This window comes from Dinoroseobacter sp. S375, assembly GCF_049800775.1.
Classification (GTDB): Bacteria; Pseudomonadota; Alphaproteobacteria; order Rhodobacterales; family Rhodobacteraceae; genus Dinoroseobacter.
Genome location: NZ_JBNAFR010000001.1, coordinates 65,960 through 82,639 on the forward strand (window position 1 = coordinate 65,960; position 16,680 = coordinate 82,639).

A 16,680-nucleotide genomic window follows, 5' to 3' on the forward strand; every position below is an offset into this window, starting at 1 on the left:
ATTCAGGAAATGGTTGGGCTCGGAACACTTCTGTTCTTCTACATATCAGGCTTAGACACCGGGGCGCGTCCCCGGGGTCCACGCGCCCCATCGCCCTGGCGGCGGTCGGGATCGTCCCGGACCGGCTCGAGCAGCCCGGGCGCGTTTCTTGTTCTTGCTCAGGAGGAAAGCAATGTCCGATCATGTCATCCCTGCACCCCAGGTGCATACCATCCCGACCGGCGATGGTGGCCGTTTCCCGGTTCGGCGGGTCTATTGCATCGGCCGCAACTTCGCGGCCCATGCTGTCGAGATGGGGCATGATCCGGATCGCGAGCCGCCCTTCTTCTTTCAAAAGAACCCCAACAATCTCGACGCGTCCGGCGAGTTCCCCTATCCGCCCCATACCTCCGATGTGCATCACGAGGTCGAGCTTCTGGTCGGGCTGAAATCCGGCGGCACGAATATCGCGCTGGAGGAAGCGCTGGATCATGTCTGGGGCTATGGGGTCTCGCTCGACATGACCCGTCGCGACCTGCAGGGCCAGATGAAGAAGATGGGTCGCCCCTGGGAAATCGGCAAAGCCTTCGAGCGGTCCGGGCCGGTCGGCCCGCTCCTGCCGGTCTCCGAGGTGGGGCACCCGGATCAGGGGCGCGTGGCGCTGGTCGTCAATGGAGAGATCCGTCAGGAGGGCGATCTGAACCAGATGATCTGGAAGGTGCCGGAAATGATCTCGTATCTCTCGGAGTATTTCGAGCTTCAGGCGGGCGATGTGATCATGGCCGGGACCCCTTCTGGCGTGAATGCTGTGGTCAAGGGCGACGTGATGGAAGCGACCATCGATGGGGTCGGATCGCTGACCGTCACCGTGGTATAAGACGCCTGCGCGCCTCGGCGTCCGATCCCCTGTGATCGGGCGCGCGGGGGCATCCGCGCCCAACCACCGAACCCCGTGCGGGGCGGCACCGCCCCTGCGCCCTTGGCAGCGCACACATAATCGATTTTGCAGTTTCAGCGATAAAAAATCGATAAATGTAGACGTGGACTATTTTCACCGATACTTTTGATCATATCCATAGGGAGGAGGAGATCATGCGAAAGCTTATTCTTGCAGCGGCGCTGTCGGCGGTGACAGCCCTGCCCGGCGCGGCAGAAGAGATGCGGATCGGGACGGCCAGCCTCGGCGGCGCGTTCTACCCGATGGGCCAATCCATCTCGAACCTCGTCAACAAATACGCCGGGGGTGACATCTCGATGGTGCCGGTCGTCACCGGCGGCTCGGTCCAGAACCCGCGGCTGATCGACAGCGGCGAGGTCGAAATCGCCATCACGAACAACAATCTGGCCAAGCTCGCCGTAGCGGGCAAAGGCCCCTACAGCTCGGGCGCGATCGACCTCAAGGCCGTGGCGGCCCTGCACCCGTCGATCCTGCACATGATCACGCTGGAGGGCTCGGACATCGAGACCTTCGAGGATCTCAAGGGCAAACGGGTCGCCGTAGGCCCAGCGGGCGGCGGGACGCTCGGCTTCCTGAACTTCCTCTTGCCGATGCATGGCATGAGCGTTGACGATTTCACGCCGAGCTTTCTGAGCTATTCCGATGGGTTCAGCCAGCTGACCGACGGCAATGTGGATGCAGCCCTAGCGCTGTCGGGCTATCCCGCGGGTGCGGTGATGCAGGCCACGGCCGGGGCGGACCTCAAGTTCATCCGCTTCTCGGAGGGCAAGCTGGACGAGGCGATCAGCAAGAACGCCGCCTATAGTGCCGTCACCGTTCCGGCAGATGTCTATGGCACCCCGTCCGATGGCGCGGTTCTGGGCGTGAACAACATGCTGGTCGTGCCCTCGGACACGGATGCGGATGTGGTCGAGGCCATCGCCCGCGCGGTTTTCGAGCATCTCGACGAGTTCAAGGCCGAAAACGCCAATGCCCGGCAGATCGATCCGGCCATGTCCACATCGCTGGCCATCGATCTGCATGAAGGCGCGGCGCGCTACTTCGGACAGTAAACGGCGTGACGCAGGCGCATGCACCGGGCTGGAAAGGCGCGCTGACCGGGAACAGCGTGTTGCTGGTCGCGGCGTTCGGGCTCGGTGTCTTTCATCTGGCGGTGGTGTCGGGACTGATCTCCCTCTCGACACTGCCGATGCGCATCATTCATGTGGCGCTCGCCTTCTCGCTGCTCTTTGCCACCAAACCTATGACCGCGCGTCTGGCAGGGACGCGCTGGAACATGGTGCTCTCGGGGGTGCTAATCGCTGCCACCCTCGCGGCCTCGTGGTGGATGCTGACCCGCTGGAAGGCAATTGCCTTCAGCGGCGGGCTGACCGAGCCGGGGGATTTCTGGGCCGGGCTCGTCCTGCTGATCGTGGTGTTCGAGGCCGCGCGGCGAGGGATCGGGTTGATCCTTGCGGGGATCGCCCTGGCCTTCTTCTCCTACGCCTTTCTCAGCCCCTATCTGCCCGGTGTGCTGAACGGGCGCGGCTATTCGCTCGAACGGATGGTGATCTTCCTGACCACGGATACGGCGGGGATCTACGGCATCCCGGTGGGGGTGGCAGCGACCTATATCATCGTGTTCACGATCTTCGGCGCGCTGCTCTCGCGGTTCGGGGCGGGTGATTTCTTCTTCGAGATCTCGATGCGACTGACCCGGGGGCTGCGTGCAGCCTCGGCGAAATCCGCGGTCCTCTTCTCGACACTGATCGGGATGGTCTCGGGCTCGGCGGCGGGCAATGTGGCGGTGACCGGGGTCGTCACGATCCCCATCATGAAGCGCGAGGGCTACAAACCCCATCAGGCCGGGGCGGTCGAGGCGGTCGCCTCCACCGGCGGGCAGCTGATGCCCCCCGTGATGGGGGCCGCGGCCTTCATCATGGCCGAAATCGTGGGCGTGCCCTACACATCGATCATGGCGGTGGCGATCCTGCCCGCACTGCTGTTTTTCACCTCTGCCTTCTTCATCGTGCACCTGCAGGCCGTGAAGTCCGGGTTGGCCCCGTCGAGCGAGGGCACCGGCGACGGGCGCAGCCTTGGCCGCGTGCTCTGGGACGGGCTGCCCTTCATGGCGGCTTTCGGCACGCTGATCGCGCTGATGCTCTGGGGCTATACGCCCTTCAAGGCATCGCTTTGGGCCATGGGCGCATTGCTGATCGGGGACATCCTTGTGCGGCGGCGGCTCGATGCGGATTTTGTCGCGCGCATTGCCGGAGGCATCTCGGAGGGCGCGAAAGGGGTGATCACGATCTCGGCGGCCTGCGCGGCCGCAGGGATCATCGCCGGGACCCTGGGGATCACCGGGCTGGGATCGAAAATCGCGCTGCTGATCGAGACCGGCTCGAACGGCTGGCTCTTTCTCGCCCTGGTGTTCACCATGATCACCTCGATCATCCTCGGCATGGGGCTGCCCACCACGGCGGCCTACCTGATCCTTGCGACGGTCGTGGCCCCGGCGCTGGTCAAGCTCGGCGTGCCCGTGCTGACGGCGCATTTCTTCGTCTTCTACTACGGCTGCATCTCGACGATCACACCGCCCGTGGCGCTGGCCGCCTATGTGGCGGGGGGGATTGCGGGTGCGGATATCAACAAGGTCGGCTGGACGGCGGCGGCCTATGCGATCACCAGCTTCGTGCTGCCCTTCGCTTTCGTCTTTGCCCCCGCGCTGACCCTGCAGGGCGGGCTGGTCGACAATCTCGCCGCGATCGTCACCGGATTTGCCGGGATCGGCGCGGTGGCAGTGGCCGTGATCGGCTGCTTGTCCCGGCCCCTCGGGCCGGTGCCGCGCCTTCTGGCCGGGCTCGCGGGCGGCTGCCTGCTGTTTCAGGGCTGGGCCACAGCCGCGCTCGGCCTGTGCCTGATTGCTGCGGTGATCGTTCTGGATCGCCGCGCCCCTTCACATGTTCAAAGGATCTAGAACCATGGCACGAGAGTTCCGCCGGGTGGTCACCGGCCATGATGCCACCGGCAAGGCAGTGGTGGTCAGCGACGAGACCGCGACCCAGTACCTGGAGCGCCCGAACCGGCCCGGCGTGCGGTTGACGAATTTCTGGATCGAGCGCGGCAGCCCGGCAGAATATGACGGCCCGACCGAGACCTGCACTGGGGATTTCGTCCTGCACCCGCCCCCGATGGGATCCACCTTTCGCTGCGTGGAGTTCCTGCCCGAGGATCCCGAGGTGCTGGCCACGCTCGACGGCAAATCCGCCTTTGGCGAGATGGGGGCCAGCGCGAATATCGTAGAGGATTCACGGCATCCCTTCATGCACCGCACCGACAGTCTCGACTACGCCATCGTTCTGTCCGGCGAGATCTGGATGATGATGGATGAGGAGGAGGACGACCTCCTGCTCAAGGCCGGGGATGTCCTGATCCAGCGCGGCAACAACCACGCCTGGTCCAACCGCGGGACGGAGCCCTGTGTGATCGCCTTTGTCCTGATCGATGGGGTGACCCAGCGCGATGCGCCCGCCGCACAAGCCAAGGGCAAACCGGCGCGCGGCTAGTAGAGCCCCTCCCCGCATGCGGAGAACTCAGAGGGCGAAACCGGACCCTTCCGAGGGGCTGGTCCGGCACCACGGCGCGGGTCGGAAGATGCGCCCGGGCCATGCGGCCCGGGCCAAGCGACACAAAAGATCCCGAATGGTTTCGCCGCATCTGGCGCAGCCGCCCTATGCGAGGAAGGCATCCTCGTAGATCAGCCCGGCCTCCAGCGCCACGATGCCCGCGATCTCATCCGTATGTCCGACCTCGGAATTGGCGGACCGCTCCTCTTCGACGAAGAGGGACACGCTGTCGCCATCCAGCGCGGTCATCCGCAAGGCAGCCGTGTCCCCGCCATCGGTGGTCTGCATATCCGCCAGCAGAACGGGGGCCGCGTCAAAGCTTGTGTTGAACGCGAAGGTGTCGACGTTCTCGTCCAACTGATCCGGAGTGCGGAGCACGTCGAGCCCGCTGGCAGTGCCGGTTTCGATGGCAACCCACGACACGGTTTCCGGCACATGGGGGCCAAGCGCCTCCTCTTCTTCGATCTGCACTTCGAAGCCGGACCCGTCCACGTTGCGGATGCGGGTGGTGACGGGATCGTCCTCGTTGACGCTGGTCACCTCGGCCAGCACCACGGCCTCGCCCAGCGCGGTTCCAAAGCTCACATCGGTGAAATTCGTCCCGACATTCTGCGACCCGGCCACGATGGTCTGCCCGGTGGACAGGGTATGGGTGCCCTCGGAGACCGCGAGCCAGCTGACCGTCTCGGTCGTATGGGTCCCGTCGAGATAGTTCCATTCGTCGATCTGGAACTCGAACCCCGTTTCCGTGACATTGCGCACCCGCGTCACCGCCGGGTCCCCCCCGTTGAAAGAGACCGGCCCCATGACCACGACCGCGTCGGCGATCTCGGCATCGAAAGTCACGCTGTGCCATTGCTCGGACCCCGATTGCGCGACGGTGACCGTCCCGCTCTGCCCGATCAGGCCATCCTCGCCCGTGCCGCCCGACCCGTCGATGGTGATGTCCACCTGTGCGGAGGCCACCCCACCCCGGCCATCCGTGACCGTGTAGGAGAAGCTTTCTGCGCCGGTTTGGCCGGAATTGAGCGCATCAAATGCGCCATTCTGCACGTAGCTCAGGGTGCCGTCGGCATTCAGAGTCACGGTCGCGCCCGAGGCGAGGGTGACCGAGCCATCGACCCCGATCGACTGGCCCTCGATTTCGGTGATGGTCAGACCGTCGAGATCCGCATCACCGTCATTTGCCAGCACCGTCAGGACCAGCGGCGCATCCTCGGCCACGCGGGCCGTGTCATCCACCGCCACAGGCGCGATGTTGTCGCTGGGTGCCGCATAGAGCAGCCCCCCCTCCAGCGCCACATAGCCCGCGGTTTCGGTGGTGTGGCGGACCTCCGCATCCCCCGATTGCTCCTCCTCGACAAAGAGCGAGACGCCCTCCGCGTCGAGCCCGGCCAAGCGCAGGGTCGCGGTATCGCCCCCATCCACCGATTGCATATCGGCCAGAAGCACCGGCGCATCGCTGAAGCTCGCGCTGAACTGGAAACTGTCGATCTGGTGGTCCAGCTGATCGGCGGTGCGCACCACGTCGAGCCCTGCCCCGACCCCGGTTTCCACTGCGATCCAGGAGAGGGTTTCGCTCCCATGGGAGCCGAGAGCCTCTTCCTCTTCGATCTGCACCTGGAAACCCGTCTCGTCCACATTCCGGATCCGGCTGGTCACCGCATCCGCCTCGTTGACGCTGGTAACCTCCGCCAACACGACCGACGTGTCCAGGGTCGCCCCGAAAGACACGGAGGCAAAGCCCGTGCCAACGCTCTGCGTGCCCGCCACGAGGGTCTTGCCATTGCTCAGGGTATGGGTGCCCTCGGACACGGCCAGCCAGCTGACGGTTTCCGCGCCATGCACACCGTCGAGGTAGTTCCACTCGTCGATCTGAAACTCGAACCCGGTCTCGGTCACATTGCGCACACGGGTGGTCGCGGCCTCGGCGTCATTGGTCGAGAGCGGTCCCATGACGACAACCGCATTGCTGATCGCCGTGTCGAAGGTCACGCTGTGCCACTGGCCCGAGCCGCTCTGCGCCACCGTGACGGTGCCGCTTTGACCGATGGGGCCATCCGACAGGTCGTCATCCGCCCCCTCGATGGCGATATCCACGGTCGCGCTGGCCGCGCCGCCATTGCCGTCGGAAACCGTGTAGGTAAAGCTCTCGCTCCCGGTCTCGCCGGTGTTCAGGGCATCAAAGGCGCCGTTCTGGGCGTAGCTCAGCGTGCCGTCCGCGTTCAGCGTCACCGACGCGCCGGAGGCCAGATCAACGCTCTCGCCGGTGGCGATGGCCGCGCCATTGATCTCGGTGATGGTCAGGGCATCGCCTTCGGGATCCACGTCATTGCCCAGCACTGCTAGGATGAGCGGCGCGTCTTCGTCCACGGTCGCGCTGTCATCCGCGGGCATGGGGGCCTGATTGCCGAACAGATCGAAGATGTCCGAGAAACTGTAGGTGATATCCACGAATTCGAAGCTTTCGATCGTGTCATAGACAAAATCGATCCCCTCGCCGATCACCTGGATCGCATCCTCGATCAGCGAGAAGCTGTAGAAGCTGAACTCGAAATTGTAGATCACCGTGTCAAAGCCAGCATCGCCGTGGAAGACGTCATTGCCGAGCTGACCGATGAAGCTATCGTCGCCCGCGCCCCCTTCGAACACATTGTCGGCGTCATTGCCGATGAAGCGGTCATTGCCCGCGCCCCCGATCGCGTTCTCGATCACCGTGCCGATCGCGAGGGTCAGGTTGCCGGTGCGGCCACCGATATCCGAGCTGTTCTGATAGGTCTGGTCTGCGGTCTGGACCGTGAGGTCGATCTTCTGGTTGGCGCTGTAGCCACTGAAATCCAGCGTATCGATCCCGCCCGCATCGATGATCGTCGAGGCCGTGCGGTTGGCATAGCTGGCATAGTCATTCCAGATCCGGCTCTCGCTGGCCGAGATATTGGTGTTGAATCCGTAGACCGTGTCGCCGGTGAAGGCGTTCGACACCCCGTAGCCCTGCGCGCCATAGATGCTGTCCAGCGCGAGCCAGTCCACCGCCATGGGGGTCTGCAGGAACTCGCCATTGGCCGAAACGGCCGAGTTCTCGGTCTGCGAAAAGTAGGACATCATCGAGGCTTGCCAGCTATCCAGCTCGAAGATCGCGTCGTCGCTGTAATTCGCGCTGCCGTTATAGGGGCCCTGGTGCCCGAGGCCGAGCGCGTGGCCGACCTCGTGAAAGATCGTCTGCAGCGTGTAATCGTCATAGGTCGAGGTGCCGCCAGACCAGCTCTCGGCAATGTTGATATAGGAGTAATAGATCGTGCCGTCGCTAAAGCGGGTCGAGCCCGCAAAGGCGCCGCTTTGATTGTCCGAGAAGAAGAAATCGACGACGCTGTCATCGGTGCTCGTGGTTTCGATGAACTGGATGCCCAGCACCTGTTCGTAGACGTCGAAGACATCGCGGATCAGCTCTGCGCGCTCCTCTGAGACACCGTCCGCATCGCTCCCGCCACCATAGGTCAGCGGGCCGTAGCCGGTCACGTTGTAATAGAGCACCCCGTTATTGGCATCGGGCCCGGTTGTGCCAACATTGTGGCGAAGACCTGTCCCGTTGCCCCAATAGCCAACCTCGAGAAAGTCGGCCATTTCCTGCAGCGTCGCGGTCTCACCGGCCGAGCCGGTGCTGCCATCCGTGGGATTGCCCGCGCGTTCCAGATCGTCCTGAAACCGATCCTCCGCCATACAGGCGGGACAGGTGCAGGTAGAGAGATGCGTGGACAAATCCTCTGAATTTGCATCAAAATTTTCAGAGTTTTGTCTCGGATCGGTATAGGACATCAACGCCTCTTTTCAGTCGAGTGCCTGGTGTTTCGCGTGGGCTCGAATGCTGGGGCGTGACGGACAAACCCCATCCTGACGCATCCAGAACCCGGTATGGAGGGGCACTGTATTCGCTTAATCATCTCTGTGGAGGTTGGGACTTTTTTTGGGCAAAGCTTCGCCAAATCCGTGGCGTTAACCTGCTGGTTTGATGCATTTCGGGTCCTTGACGCAGCGCGCCGAACCTGCATTGCGGCGCGGAACCGAGGGCCTTTCGCAGGGTTTCGGCCTGCGTGACTGCACCCCGCATCAAGGGTGCAACGGTGGTGCGGCGGGCCGCGATCCAGCGGCCCAGCGGGGCGGGAAGAGGAACCTCTAGCTCTCGTCCGGATCGTCGAAGGCCGCGAGCGCCGCTGTCACCGCATTCATTGCGGCGGGCACTCCGGCATAGACCGAAACCTGCAATACGATTTCAACGATCTCGTCCCGGCGCACTCCGGTCGCCCGGGCCGCGCGCATGTGAAACGCCAGCTGATCCGGAGCGGTGCCCATGGCCGACAGCATTGCCACGGTCAGCATCTCGCGGGTCCGCAGGTCCAGCCCCGCGCGACCGAGCACATCGGTGAAAGCGTAGCCCATGATGATCTCGGCGGCCTCGGGCGCCAGAGACTCCAGCCGAGCCCGCACGGCCTCGGGCGCGGAGGCGTCCAGTTGGCCCAGCACGTCCATCGCCCGCGGCAAAGGCGCAGCCTCGCGGCTCATGCGTCGACGCCTTTCATGCCTTCGTCGGTATAGCGCGCGCCCATGATGGGCAGAGCGGCGAGGCCGGTTTCCAGCGCCGCGAGATCGGCCGGGTCCAGAGTGATCGCCCCGGCGGCCGCATTGTCGCGCAGGTAATCCAGCGTCCTGGTTCCCGGGATGGGCACGAGATCCTCCCCTTGCGCCAAAAGCCAGGCCAGCGACAGCTGCGCCGGGCTGCACCCGATCCGGCCGGCCATCTGGCCGACAAGGTCCGCAATGCGCTTGTTCGTGCGCACCGCGTCACTCTGAAACCGCGGCAGCGCGCTGCGGAAATCTCCGTCCGCGAACTCTGCATCGCTCTGGAACCGCCCGGTCAGGAAGCCGCGCCCCAGCGGCGAATAGGGCACAAACCCGATCCCCAGTTCCCGGCAAGTGGGCAGCACCTCCGCCTCGGGCCCCCGGGACCAGAGCGAGTACTCGGTCTGCACCGCCGTGACCGGATGCACCGCATGGGCCCGGCGCAGCGTATCAGGGCTCACCTCGCAGAGCCCGATCCGGTCGATCTTGCCCTCCTCGACCAGCCGGGCGAGGCCGCCCATGGTCTCTTCGATCGGCTGGCCGCGGTCCACCCGGTGCACGTAATAGAGATCGATCCGCTCGATGCCCAGCCGCCTGAGCGAGCCTTCGCAGGCGGCGCGGGCATAATCCGGATGGTTGTCGAGGCTTCGGCGATATTCCCCGGGCCGCCGGACGATGCCGAACTTGGTCGCGATCTTCGGGCGGCTCTCCGTTTGGGCGAGGAATCTGCCCAGCAGCTCCTCGTTGTGGTGCGGACCGTACATGTCCGCCGTGTCGAAAAAGTCGATCCCAAGCGCGACCGCCTCATGCAGCACCCGGAGGGCGCGGGCATCGTCGCGCGGGCCATAGAATTCACTCATGCCCATGCAGCCGAGGCCGATGGCCGATACGTCAAATCCGTGTCCAAGGGTGCGTCTCTTCATGGTGGTCTCCTTCGCTTGCCGTCCCGTTTGAGAGATGGCATTTCCGGAATGCGATACATATCGACGAAACCGGCAAGGGAGTTTCCAAAATCGGAAAGCACGGCACAGAGGATCTGGTCTGGGACGACATCCGCGCCTTTCTCGCCGTGGCGCGCGCCGGCACGCTGAGCGGTGCGGTCCGGCAGATGGGGGTCGGGATCGCCACCGTTTCGCGTCGGATCGAACGGCTGGAGGCGGCGGTGGGGCACCCTCTCTTTGCCCGGCACCAGTCGGGGTATCGGCTGACCGAGGATGGCGCGGCCCTGATCCCCCGTGCCGAAGAGATGGAGGCGAGCGCCCTCGCGCTGACCTCCGGTCTCGGGCGGGACACCGCGGTCTCGGGCGTGGTGCGTCTAGCCACGGCAGAGAACCTCGCGACTGGGCTTATCCTGCCGGCGCTGGGGCGCTTGCGGGCGGACTACCCGCTCTTGTCGCTGGAGATCGTGACCGATGTGGCCACGGTGAACCTGCATCGGCGCGATGCGGATATCGCCCTGCGCATGGTGAAACCGGATCGCGGCAATGTCTCGTTGCAGCGGCTCGGGCGTCTGGGCTTCGGGCTGTATGGCGCACCGGAGTACATGGCGGCGCGCCCCGCCCCCGCCGATGCCAGCCGGTTCGATCAGGACGCCCTGATCGGCTGGACGGATGCCTATGCGCACCTGCCCGCCGCGCAATGGGTCGAGCGGGTGTTGAAGGGTCGGGCCCCGGCCCTCGCGACCACGTCGCTTGCCACGCAACTGACGGCCTGCGCCACCGGGCTCGGTCTCGCCATCCTGCCGCATTTCCTCGCCCGCCCCCGGGGGCTCATCTGTCTCGACGGGGATCTCGGTCTGGACCAAACCATCTGGCTGGTGACCCATTCCGACCTGCTGCAGACGCGCCGGGTCCGGGCCGTCGCGGATTTTCTGCGCGCTCTGGTCGAGGATCGTCGCGGCGATCTGAGCGGGTGATCCCGCCCCGTCGCCCGAGGGTTAGAGCCGGAACTCCATGCCATCGGCGGCCACGGTCCAGCCTGCGGCCTTGGCCGCGGCGCGTTCGGCGCTGTCCGGCCGCAGGACCGGGTTCGAATTGTTCATGTGGACATAGACCTTGGTCTTCACCCCGAGCCCGGCAAAAGCCGCCATCGACCCTTCGGTCCCTGCCATGGACATATGCCCCATCCGCTGTCCAGTCTTCTGGCTGAGCCCCTGCAGCAGCATCTCGTCATCGCGCCACAGGGTGCCGTCGAAAAAGACGATATCCGCCCCGCGCAGCCGGTCGGCGAGGTCCGGACGGATCAGGGCGCAGCCGGGGATGTAGAACACCGATTGCGCACCGCAGCGCAGATGCACGCCCACGGTCTGTTCGCCCTCCAGGTCGGTGGCGACGTCCTCGCCCTCGAGATAGAGCGGCACCTTGCCCGGCACCGCAAAGACCGTCGCTTCGATCCCCTCGACCAGCGCAAAGGCCTCGCCCAGCCGGATCACGCGGCGCGGCACCACGGCAGGGTTCACCGCCGCGAAGATCGGGTTGTCATCGAGCACGCCATGGATCTCGGCGCTCGCAAAAAGGTCGAAGGGCTGCTGCTCCCGCAGGGTGAGCAGGCCCGCCACATGGTCGATATCGCCATTGGTCACGAGCACCGAGCGCAGAGGCAGCGCGCGCAGGTCGGTGGGATGCAGCTCCGGCGTGGCCGCCAGTTGCGTGCGGATATCGGGGGATGCGTTCAGGATCGCCCAGTCGCGACCGGTCGCGCTGACGGCAATCGAGGATTGTGTCTGAGAGGGGATGTCGCCTGCACGGGCGAGGTTGCAATTCTCACACCCGCAATTCCACTGGGGGAGGCCGCCGTCGGCAGCCGCCCCCAAGATCTTCGCGCGGAACGTCATGTCCGAGCTCGCAGTCCATTACTCAGAACAGATCGCGGCCTTCGTCGTCACGATCATTGTCCGGGCCGTACATGTTGATTTCCATGCCGCACTCGATCTCGCGCAATGTGGGTTTCGTCCAAGCCATAATGTATCCTCCAGGGCCTTCATGTTCGCGACATACCTTCCGCAAAACACCCCCATACGTACATAGGACCATGGTCGCGGAGCGGTCAGACCGCCTGCGGGCGCAGTCGCCGGGCGCGCAGATGGGCGACCCGCTCGGTGATCTCGGCGCGCACCGGACCGGGGCGTGGCGCGTCGCGCAGGGTGGTGAACAGGGTCTCGGCGGGCACCCGGGACATCTTGGTCCCGGCCCAGCTGAGCCCGCGCTGCACCGCCTGCGCCTCGGCGGGCAGATGATCGGGGATCTCATGCCCGTTCAGGGTCGCCCAGACCCCGGCCCAGAGCCGCCCGACCGTCCAGGGATTGTACCCGCCCCCGCCCAGCACGAGGTAGCGCTCGGTCAATCCGGCCAGCGCGCCGACCACGTCCCAATGGGCATTGTTCGACAGCGCAAGCCGGGAGAGCGGGTCCTCGTCCACCGCATCGGCCCCGCATTGCAGCACGATCGCTTCGGGCGCGAACCGTGCCACCACTGGCAGGATGAGATCCTCGAGGATCACCGTCATCTCGCTGTCATTGAGGCCACGCGGCACGGGCAGGTTCACCGCCGCCCCCGCCTCGGTCTCGTCGAGCCCGCCGGTGAAGGGCCAGCGCTTTTCCTCATGGACCGAGAGCATCAGCGTCTCGGGATCGCCGCGAAAGGCCACGGCCACCCCGTCGCAGTGATGGGCGTCGATATCCACATAGGCGATGCGTCGCAGCCCCGCCTGGCGCAGGGACAGGATCGCCAGCACCGGGTCGTTGAGATAGCAAAACCCGTTGGCCCGATCCGGCAGGCCATGATGGGTCCCGCCCGCCGGGTGATAGACCACGCCCGGCCCCGCCCCGAGGATCGCAGCGGCGAGCATGGACCCGCCAGCCGCCGTGGCCGGACGGCGATAAACCTCTGGAAAGACAGGGTTTGACGGGGTGCCCAGATTGTGGCGGCTGCGGATCTCCGGGCTCACATCCCCGGCCGCCTCGGCCGCCACCAGAGCGGCCACATAGGCCGGATCATGCCAGAGATGCAGCGCCGCAGGCTTGGCCCGGGGCGAGACACGGAACTGCGACCGCGGCAGCCAGCCGAGCGCCTTGGACAGGTCCATCGCGGTCGAGACCCGCGGGATCCGTAGCGGGTGCCAGCCGCCATAGGTCGAATTGCGATAGATCTCTGCGCCAATGAAGACCGGCGCAGGCAAGCTCCGGGAGATCGTCACCGGGTCAGCAGCGCATCGATTTCCCGGGTGATCCGCGGGGCGAGCGGGCGGGTGGTCGAGCCCCAATGGGCGACATAGCCCCCCTCGCCGTCGAGAAGCACCTTGGTGAAATTCCAGCGCGGCGCGACCCCCTCGCTCTGCTGCAGCCAGCTGTAGAACGGATGGGCATCTGGGCCGCGCACCGGGGTGATATCGGTCATGGGCAGGTCGAGCCCGTAATTGATCTCGCAGAACTCGGCGACCTCGGCGGCGCTTTCGAGCTCCTGATTGAAGCTGTCCGAAGGCACGGCCAGTACGACCAGCCGCTCTGCGCCGTAGCGATCCTGCAGCGCCTGCAACCCCTCGTACTGGTCGGTGAACCCGCAATGGGAGGCGGTGTTGACCACCAGAACCGGACGCCCGCGCCAGGCGCTCAGATCGAGCGGCCCGCCATCGATGGACATGAACCGCCCCGCATCTTCGGGCGGAGGGGAGGCCAGAGCGCTCGCCACTCCCAGACACACGCTCAGCGCCGCTCCGAAGACACCGTATCGCACCGTCGCATTCACCATGGTCAATTCCCTCGTTTCCGGCAGGTGGCCACCACCCATTCCTCTTGCGCGAAATAGCCAGAACACCCGGTTTTTCAAATCGAATTTCACAAAGCCGTTACGCTGTCGGGAAAAGGACTGTGGTGAAATACCCCATGAGGGGTTATACTGAGGGTATAACATGCGTGGATCGCACGCGGGTGATGCGAGCAGTGAGAGGCAAGTGAGCCATAAATGGTTGTTGCGGTTCGAAAAAACCAACACCCGTTGCAACTCAACGGGCTCGGAAAACGAGATGTGCGCACGCAGTTCGCGGCGCTGCCCTATCGCATCGTGCGGGGAAAACCCGAGATTTTGCTGATTACCAGCCGGGAAACCGGCCGCTGGATCATTCCCAAGGGATGGCCCGAGGATGGTCTGACCGCCCCGGAGAGTGCCGCGCGCGAAGCCTGGGAAGAGGCCGGGGTCGAGGGGCGGATCTCGCTCAACTGCCTGGGGATCTACTCCTATCTCAAGGTGCTGGATCGCCAGGACCGGTTGCCCATCGTGGTCGCGGTCTTCCCGGTCAAGGTGCGCAAACTGATCGAGGATTTCCCGGAAAAGGGCGAGCGCAAGCGCAAGTGGTTCTCGCGCAAGAAGGCCGCCGCGCGGGTGGATGAGCCCGAGCTGCGCCACATGATCCGCGATTTCGACCCGACGCATCTGCGCGACTGATCTGCCGCGCGCGACGCCCCGACCGGGCGGTGACCCACGCAACCGCGTGCGCTGCTTTGCCGGATCTTTCACCCTCCCGTCCGGAAATGGGCGGGACGCCGCGTCAAAAACCCGAATAGAGAATCCTGCTTTGCTATGGGGACCTTAACGCATAGAGTTGCAGAATTGTACGACTGACATCCGTCCTGTAGGCCCTGACTTCATGATCCGCTACACGCTGAAATGCGAGAATGACCACGTCTTCGAAAGCTGGTTTCCCTCAGCCGAAGGATATGACCGATTGCGCGCCGCGGGACTGGCGAGCTGTGCGATCTGTGGGTCGACCGAGGTGGACAAGACGCTGATGGCACCGCAGGTGCGTCCGGCCCGCGATCGCGCTTCCCTGCCCACCCCGGACGATATCCCGATGGAGAGCCCGGCACCCCAGTCCGGCGGCGCCGTCACGAAGCCCGGCACAGACACCACGCCCGAGCATCCCTCGCTCAGCACCCCGGACACGGCGCTCGCCAAGGCCATCGCCCGCCTGCGCGACGAGGTGGAAGCGTCCTCGGATTATGTGGGTACGGAATTTGCCTCCGAGGCGCGCTCGATGTTTGTCGGGGATGCGCCCGAACGCGCGATCCATGGCGAGGCCTCCGCCGAAGAGGCCAAAGCCCTCGCCGAAGAGGGGGTACCGATCCTGCCCCTGCCCTTCTCGAACCGGACAAAGTCGAACTGACCATGGTGGCGGTGATCACAGGAGCCTCGCGCGGCATTGGCCTCGAGCTGGCGCGCCAGATGGCGGCCCGGAACAGCCGCGTTCTGGGCACCCATCGCGGTGCCGCACCTGCGGATCTGCCGGGCGTGGACTGGCATCCGCTCGACGTCGCCTCCCCGGAGAGCCACGCGGCGCTGAGCCAACATCTGGACGGCACCGCCGTGGACCTGCTGGTCTGCAATGCGGGGATCTATCTCGACAAGTTCGAAAACCTGGCCGAGGGCTATCCTCCGGCCATGTGGGCAGAGATGTTCGAGACCAATGTGACCGGCGTATTCCTGTCGGTGCAATCGCTGCTGCCGCAATTGCAGCAATCGGGCCAAGGCAAAATCGCAATTATCTCGTCCCAAATGGCATCGCATACCCGCGCGCCGGGACGCTCTTACATTTATCGCGCTTCAAAGGCCGCCGTTCTCAATCTCGGGCGCAATCTCGCGACCGATCTGGAGGGATTGGGCATTGCGGTCGGGATTTATCACCCGGGCTGGGTGCAGACGGATATGGGCGGGCCTTCGGCATCGCTCGCCCCTGCGGAGGCCGCCTCCGGGCTGATGGATCGTTTCGAGGCCCTTTCATTGAAGACAACTGGTTGTTTTGAAACCTGGGATGGACATGCGCACCCTTACTGAGCCCGACCTCGCCGAAAACGGCGTCCTGATTGTGTTTGGTGGCCTGCCGGGCACCGGCAAATCCACCATTGCCCAAGCCCTGAGCGCGCAGCTCAGTGCGGTGCATCTGGTGCTCGACCGGATCGAGGCCCCGCTAAAGGCAAAGCTGGGTCCGGATGTGGGCCCGCTGGGCTACAACGTGGCCTACCAGGTGGCCACCTCGAACCTCGATCTCGGCCATGTGGTGATCGCCGATTGCGTGAACCCGATTGCCATGACCCGCAATGCGTGGATGAGCGTTGCCATGGGCTGTCAGGCCACGATGGTGCAGGTCAATGTACAGTGCTCGAACCCGCAGGAGCACCGACGCCGCGTCGAAAAAAGGCTGACCGAATTCCCGATGCAGGGCCTGCCGGACTGGAACAGCGTGCAGGCACGGCAAGTGGATGAATGGGCCGAGGCGGATCTGAACCTCGACACCTATATGCTCTCGGTCGACGAATCCGTCTCGTCCATCATGAGCGCCCTGCGCCGCCTCGTCCCCAGCCGCTTTGGCGCCGACGCGCTCGTCCGCGGTGTACTCGGCTCGGGCTGATCCGGGGCAATCCGCGTCCGACGTCCTCTCGGGTCGGGCCCGGCGAGCGCTCCGATCCCGTGCTCTGATCCATCCCCCAGCGGCGCTGAGGGCACGACAAAGGCGAGGCCCCCGCTCTGCGCGCGA

16 protein-coding genes are annotated in these 16,680 nt (G+C 64.9%); 9 read left to right on the forward strand and 7 right to left on the reverse strand.

Annotation, left to right across the window (positions count from 1 at the left end):
• Positions 1 to 172 precede the first annotated feature (172 nt).
• From ACP150_RS00365 to ACP150_RS00380, 4 genes are all read left to right on the forward strand, one after another.
• Positions 173 to 856 (forward strand): fumarylacetoacetate hydrolase family protein, encoded by a 684-nt coding sequence (locus ACP150_RS00365; RefSeq protein WP_424964543.1) that lies wholly within the window; start codon positions 173 to 175, stop codon positions 854 to 856.
• Between the two features lie 215 nt (positions 857 to 1,071).
• Entirely contained in the window at positions 1,072 to 1,989 is a 918-nt protein-coding gene (locus ACP150_RS00370) for a TAXI family TRAP transporter solute-binding subunit (RefSeq protein ID WP_424964544.1), read from the forward strand.
• A gap of 5 nt (positions 1,990 to 1,994) precedes the next feature.
• The gene (locus tag ACP150_RS00375; RefSeq protein WP_424964545.1) at positions 1,995 to 3,893 is read left to right on the forward strand and encodes a TRAP transporter permease; all 1,899 of its coding nucleotides are present in this window, start codon (positions 1,995 to 1,997) and stop codon (positions 3,891 to 3,893) included.
• 4 nt (positions 3,894 to 3,897) lie between these two features.
• A complete protein-coding gene (locus ACP150_RS00380; protein WP_424964546.1) occupies positions 3,898 to 4,482 on the forward strand; it encodes a cupin domain-containing protein in 585 nt (194 codons plus the stop codon).
• Positions 4,483 to 4,647: 165 nt separating this feature from the next.
• On the opposite strand, the gene ACP150_RS00385 is transcribed toward ACP150_RS00380, so the two are convergent.
• The 3 genes from ACP150_RS00385 to ACP150_RS00395 form a co-directional block, all read right to left on the reverse strand.
• Positions 4,648 to 8,259: an Ig-like domain-containing protein gene (locus tag ACP150_RS00385; RefSeq protein ID WP_424964548.1), complete on the reverse strand. Its 3,612-nt coding sequence runs from the start codon at positions 8,257 to 8,259 to the stop codon at positions 4,648 to 4,650.
• 453 nt (positions 8,260 to 8,712) lie between these two features.
• Positions 8,713 to 9,099, reverse strand: a complete 387-nt coding sequence (locus ACP150_RS00390; protein ID WP_424964549.1) for a carboxymuconolactone decarboxylase family protein — start codon at positions 9,097 to 9,099, stop codon at positions 8,713 to 8,715.
• Positions 9,096 to 10,079 carry an aldo/keto reductase gene (locus ACP150_RS00395; protein ID WP_424964550.1) on the reverse strand — a complete coding sequence of 328 codons (984 nt, stop codon included), beginning with the start codon at positions 10,077 to 10,079 and terminating at the stop codon, positions 9,096 to 9,098. The genes ACP150_RS00390 and ACP150_RS00395 overlap by 4 nt, the downstream gene beginning before the upstream one ends.
• A 146-nt stretch (positions 10,080 to 10,225) precedes the next feature.
• On the opposite strand from ACP150_RS00395, the gene ACP150_RS00400 reads away from it, so the two are divergent.
• Positions 10,226 to 11,071 (forward strand): LysR family transcriptional regulator, encoded by an 846-nt coding sequence (locus tag ACP150_RS00400; protein WP_424964551.1) that lies wholly within the window; start codon positions 10,226 to 10,228, stop codon positions 11,069 to 11,071.
• A 21-nt stretch (positions 11,072 to 11,092) separates the two neighbouring features.
• Here the strand turns inward: ACP150_RS00400 and pqqB are convergent, their stop codons facing one another.
• From pqqB to ACP150_RS00420, 4 genes are all read right to left on the reverse strand, one after another.
• Positions 11,093 to 11,989: a pyrroloquinoline quinone biosynthesis protein PqqB gene (gene pqqB / locus ACP150_RS00405; protein WP_424964552.1), complete on the reverse strand. Its 897-nt coding sequence runs from the start codon at positions 11,987 to 11,989 to the stop codon at positions 11,093 to 11,095.
• Positions 11,990 to 12,011: 22 nt separating this feature from the next.
• The gene (gene pqqA / locus ACP150_RS00410; protein ID WP_424964553.1) at positions 12,012 to 12,116 is read right to left on the reverse strand and encodes a pyrroloquinoline quinone precursor peptide PqqA; all 105 of its coding nucleotides are present in this window, start codon (positions 12,114 to 12,116) and stop codon (positions 12,012 to 12,014) included.
• An 85-nt stretch (positions 12,117 to 12,201) separates the two neighbouring features.
• Complete coding sequence (locus tag ACP150_RS00415) at positions 12,202 to 13,350, reverse strand: acetoin utilization protein AcuC (RefSeq protein WP_424964554.1); 1,149 nt, start codon at positions 13,348 to 13,350, stop codon at positions 12,202 to 12,204.
• Complete coding sequence (locus ACP150_RS00420) at positions 13,347 to 13,901, reverse strand: glutathione peroxidase (RefSeq protein ID WP_424964555.1); 555 nt, start codon at positions 13,899 to 13,901, stop codon at positions 13,347 to 13,349. Before ACP150_RS00420 ends, ACP150_RS00415 begins: the two co-directional genes overlap by 4 nt.
• A gap of 276 nt (positions 13,902 to 14,177) precedes the next feature.
• On the opposite strand from ACP150_RS00420, the gene ACP150_RS00425 reads away from it, so the two are divergent.
• The 4 genes from ACP150_RS00425 to ACP150_RS00440 all read left to right on the forward strand — a co-directional run bounded on the left by ACP150_RS00425 (position 14,178) and on the right by ACP150_RS00440 (position 16,554).
• Complete coding sequence (locus ACP150_RS00425) at positions 14,178 to 14,594, forward strand: NUDIX hydrolase (protein ID WP_424964556.1); 417 nt, start codon at positions 14,178 to 14,180, stop codon at positions 14,592 to 14,594.
• Between the two features lie 202 nt (positions 14,595 to 14,796).
• Positions 14,797 to 15,312 carry a DUF1178 family protein gene (locus tag ACP150_RS00430; protein ID WP_424964557.1) on the forward strand — a complete coding sequence of 172 codons (516 nt, stop codon included), beginning with the start codon at positions 14,797 to 14,799 and terminating at the stop codon, positions 15,310 to 15,312.
• 2 nt (positions 15,313 to 15,314) lie between these two features.
• Positions 15,315 to 15,980, forward strand: a complete 666-nt coding sequence (locus tag ACP150_RS00435) for an SDR family oxidoreductase (protein ID WP_424964558.1) — start codon at positions 15,315 to 15,317, stop codon at positions 15,978 to 15,980.
• Positions 15,964 to 16,554 (forward strand): AAA family ATPase, encoded by a 591-nt coding sequence (locus tag ACP150_RS00440; RefSeq protein ID WP_424964559.1) that lies wholly within the window; start codon positions 15,964 to 15,966, stop codon positions 16,552 to 16,554. The genes ACP150_RS00435 and ACP150_RS00440 overlap by 17 nt, the downstream gene beginning before the upstream one ends.
• Positions 16,555 to 16,680: the final 126 nt, after the last annotated feature.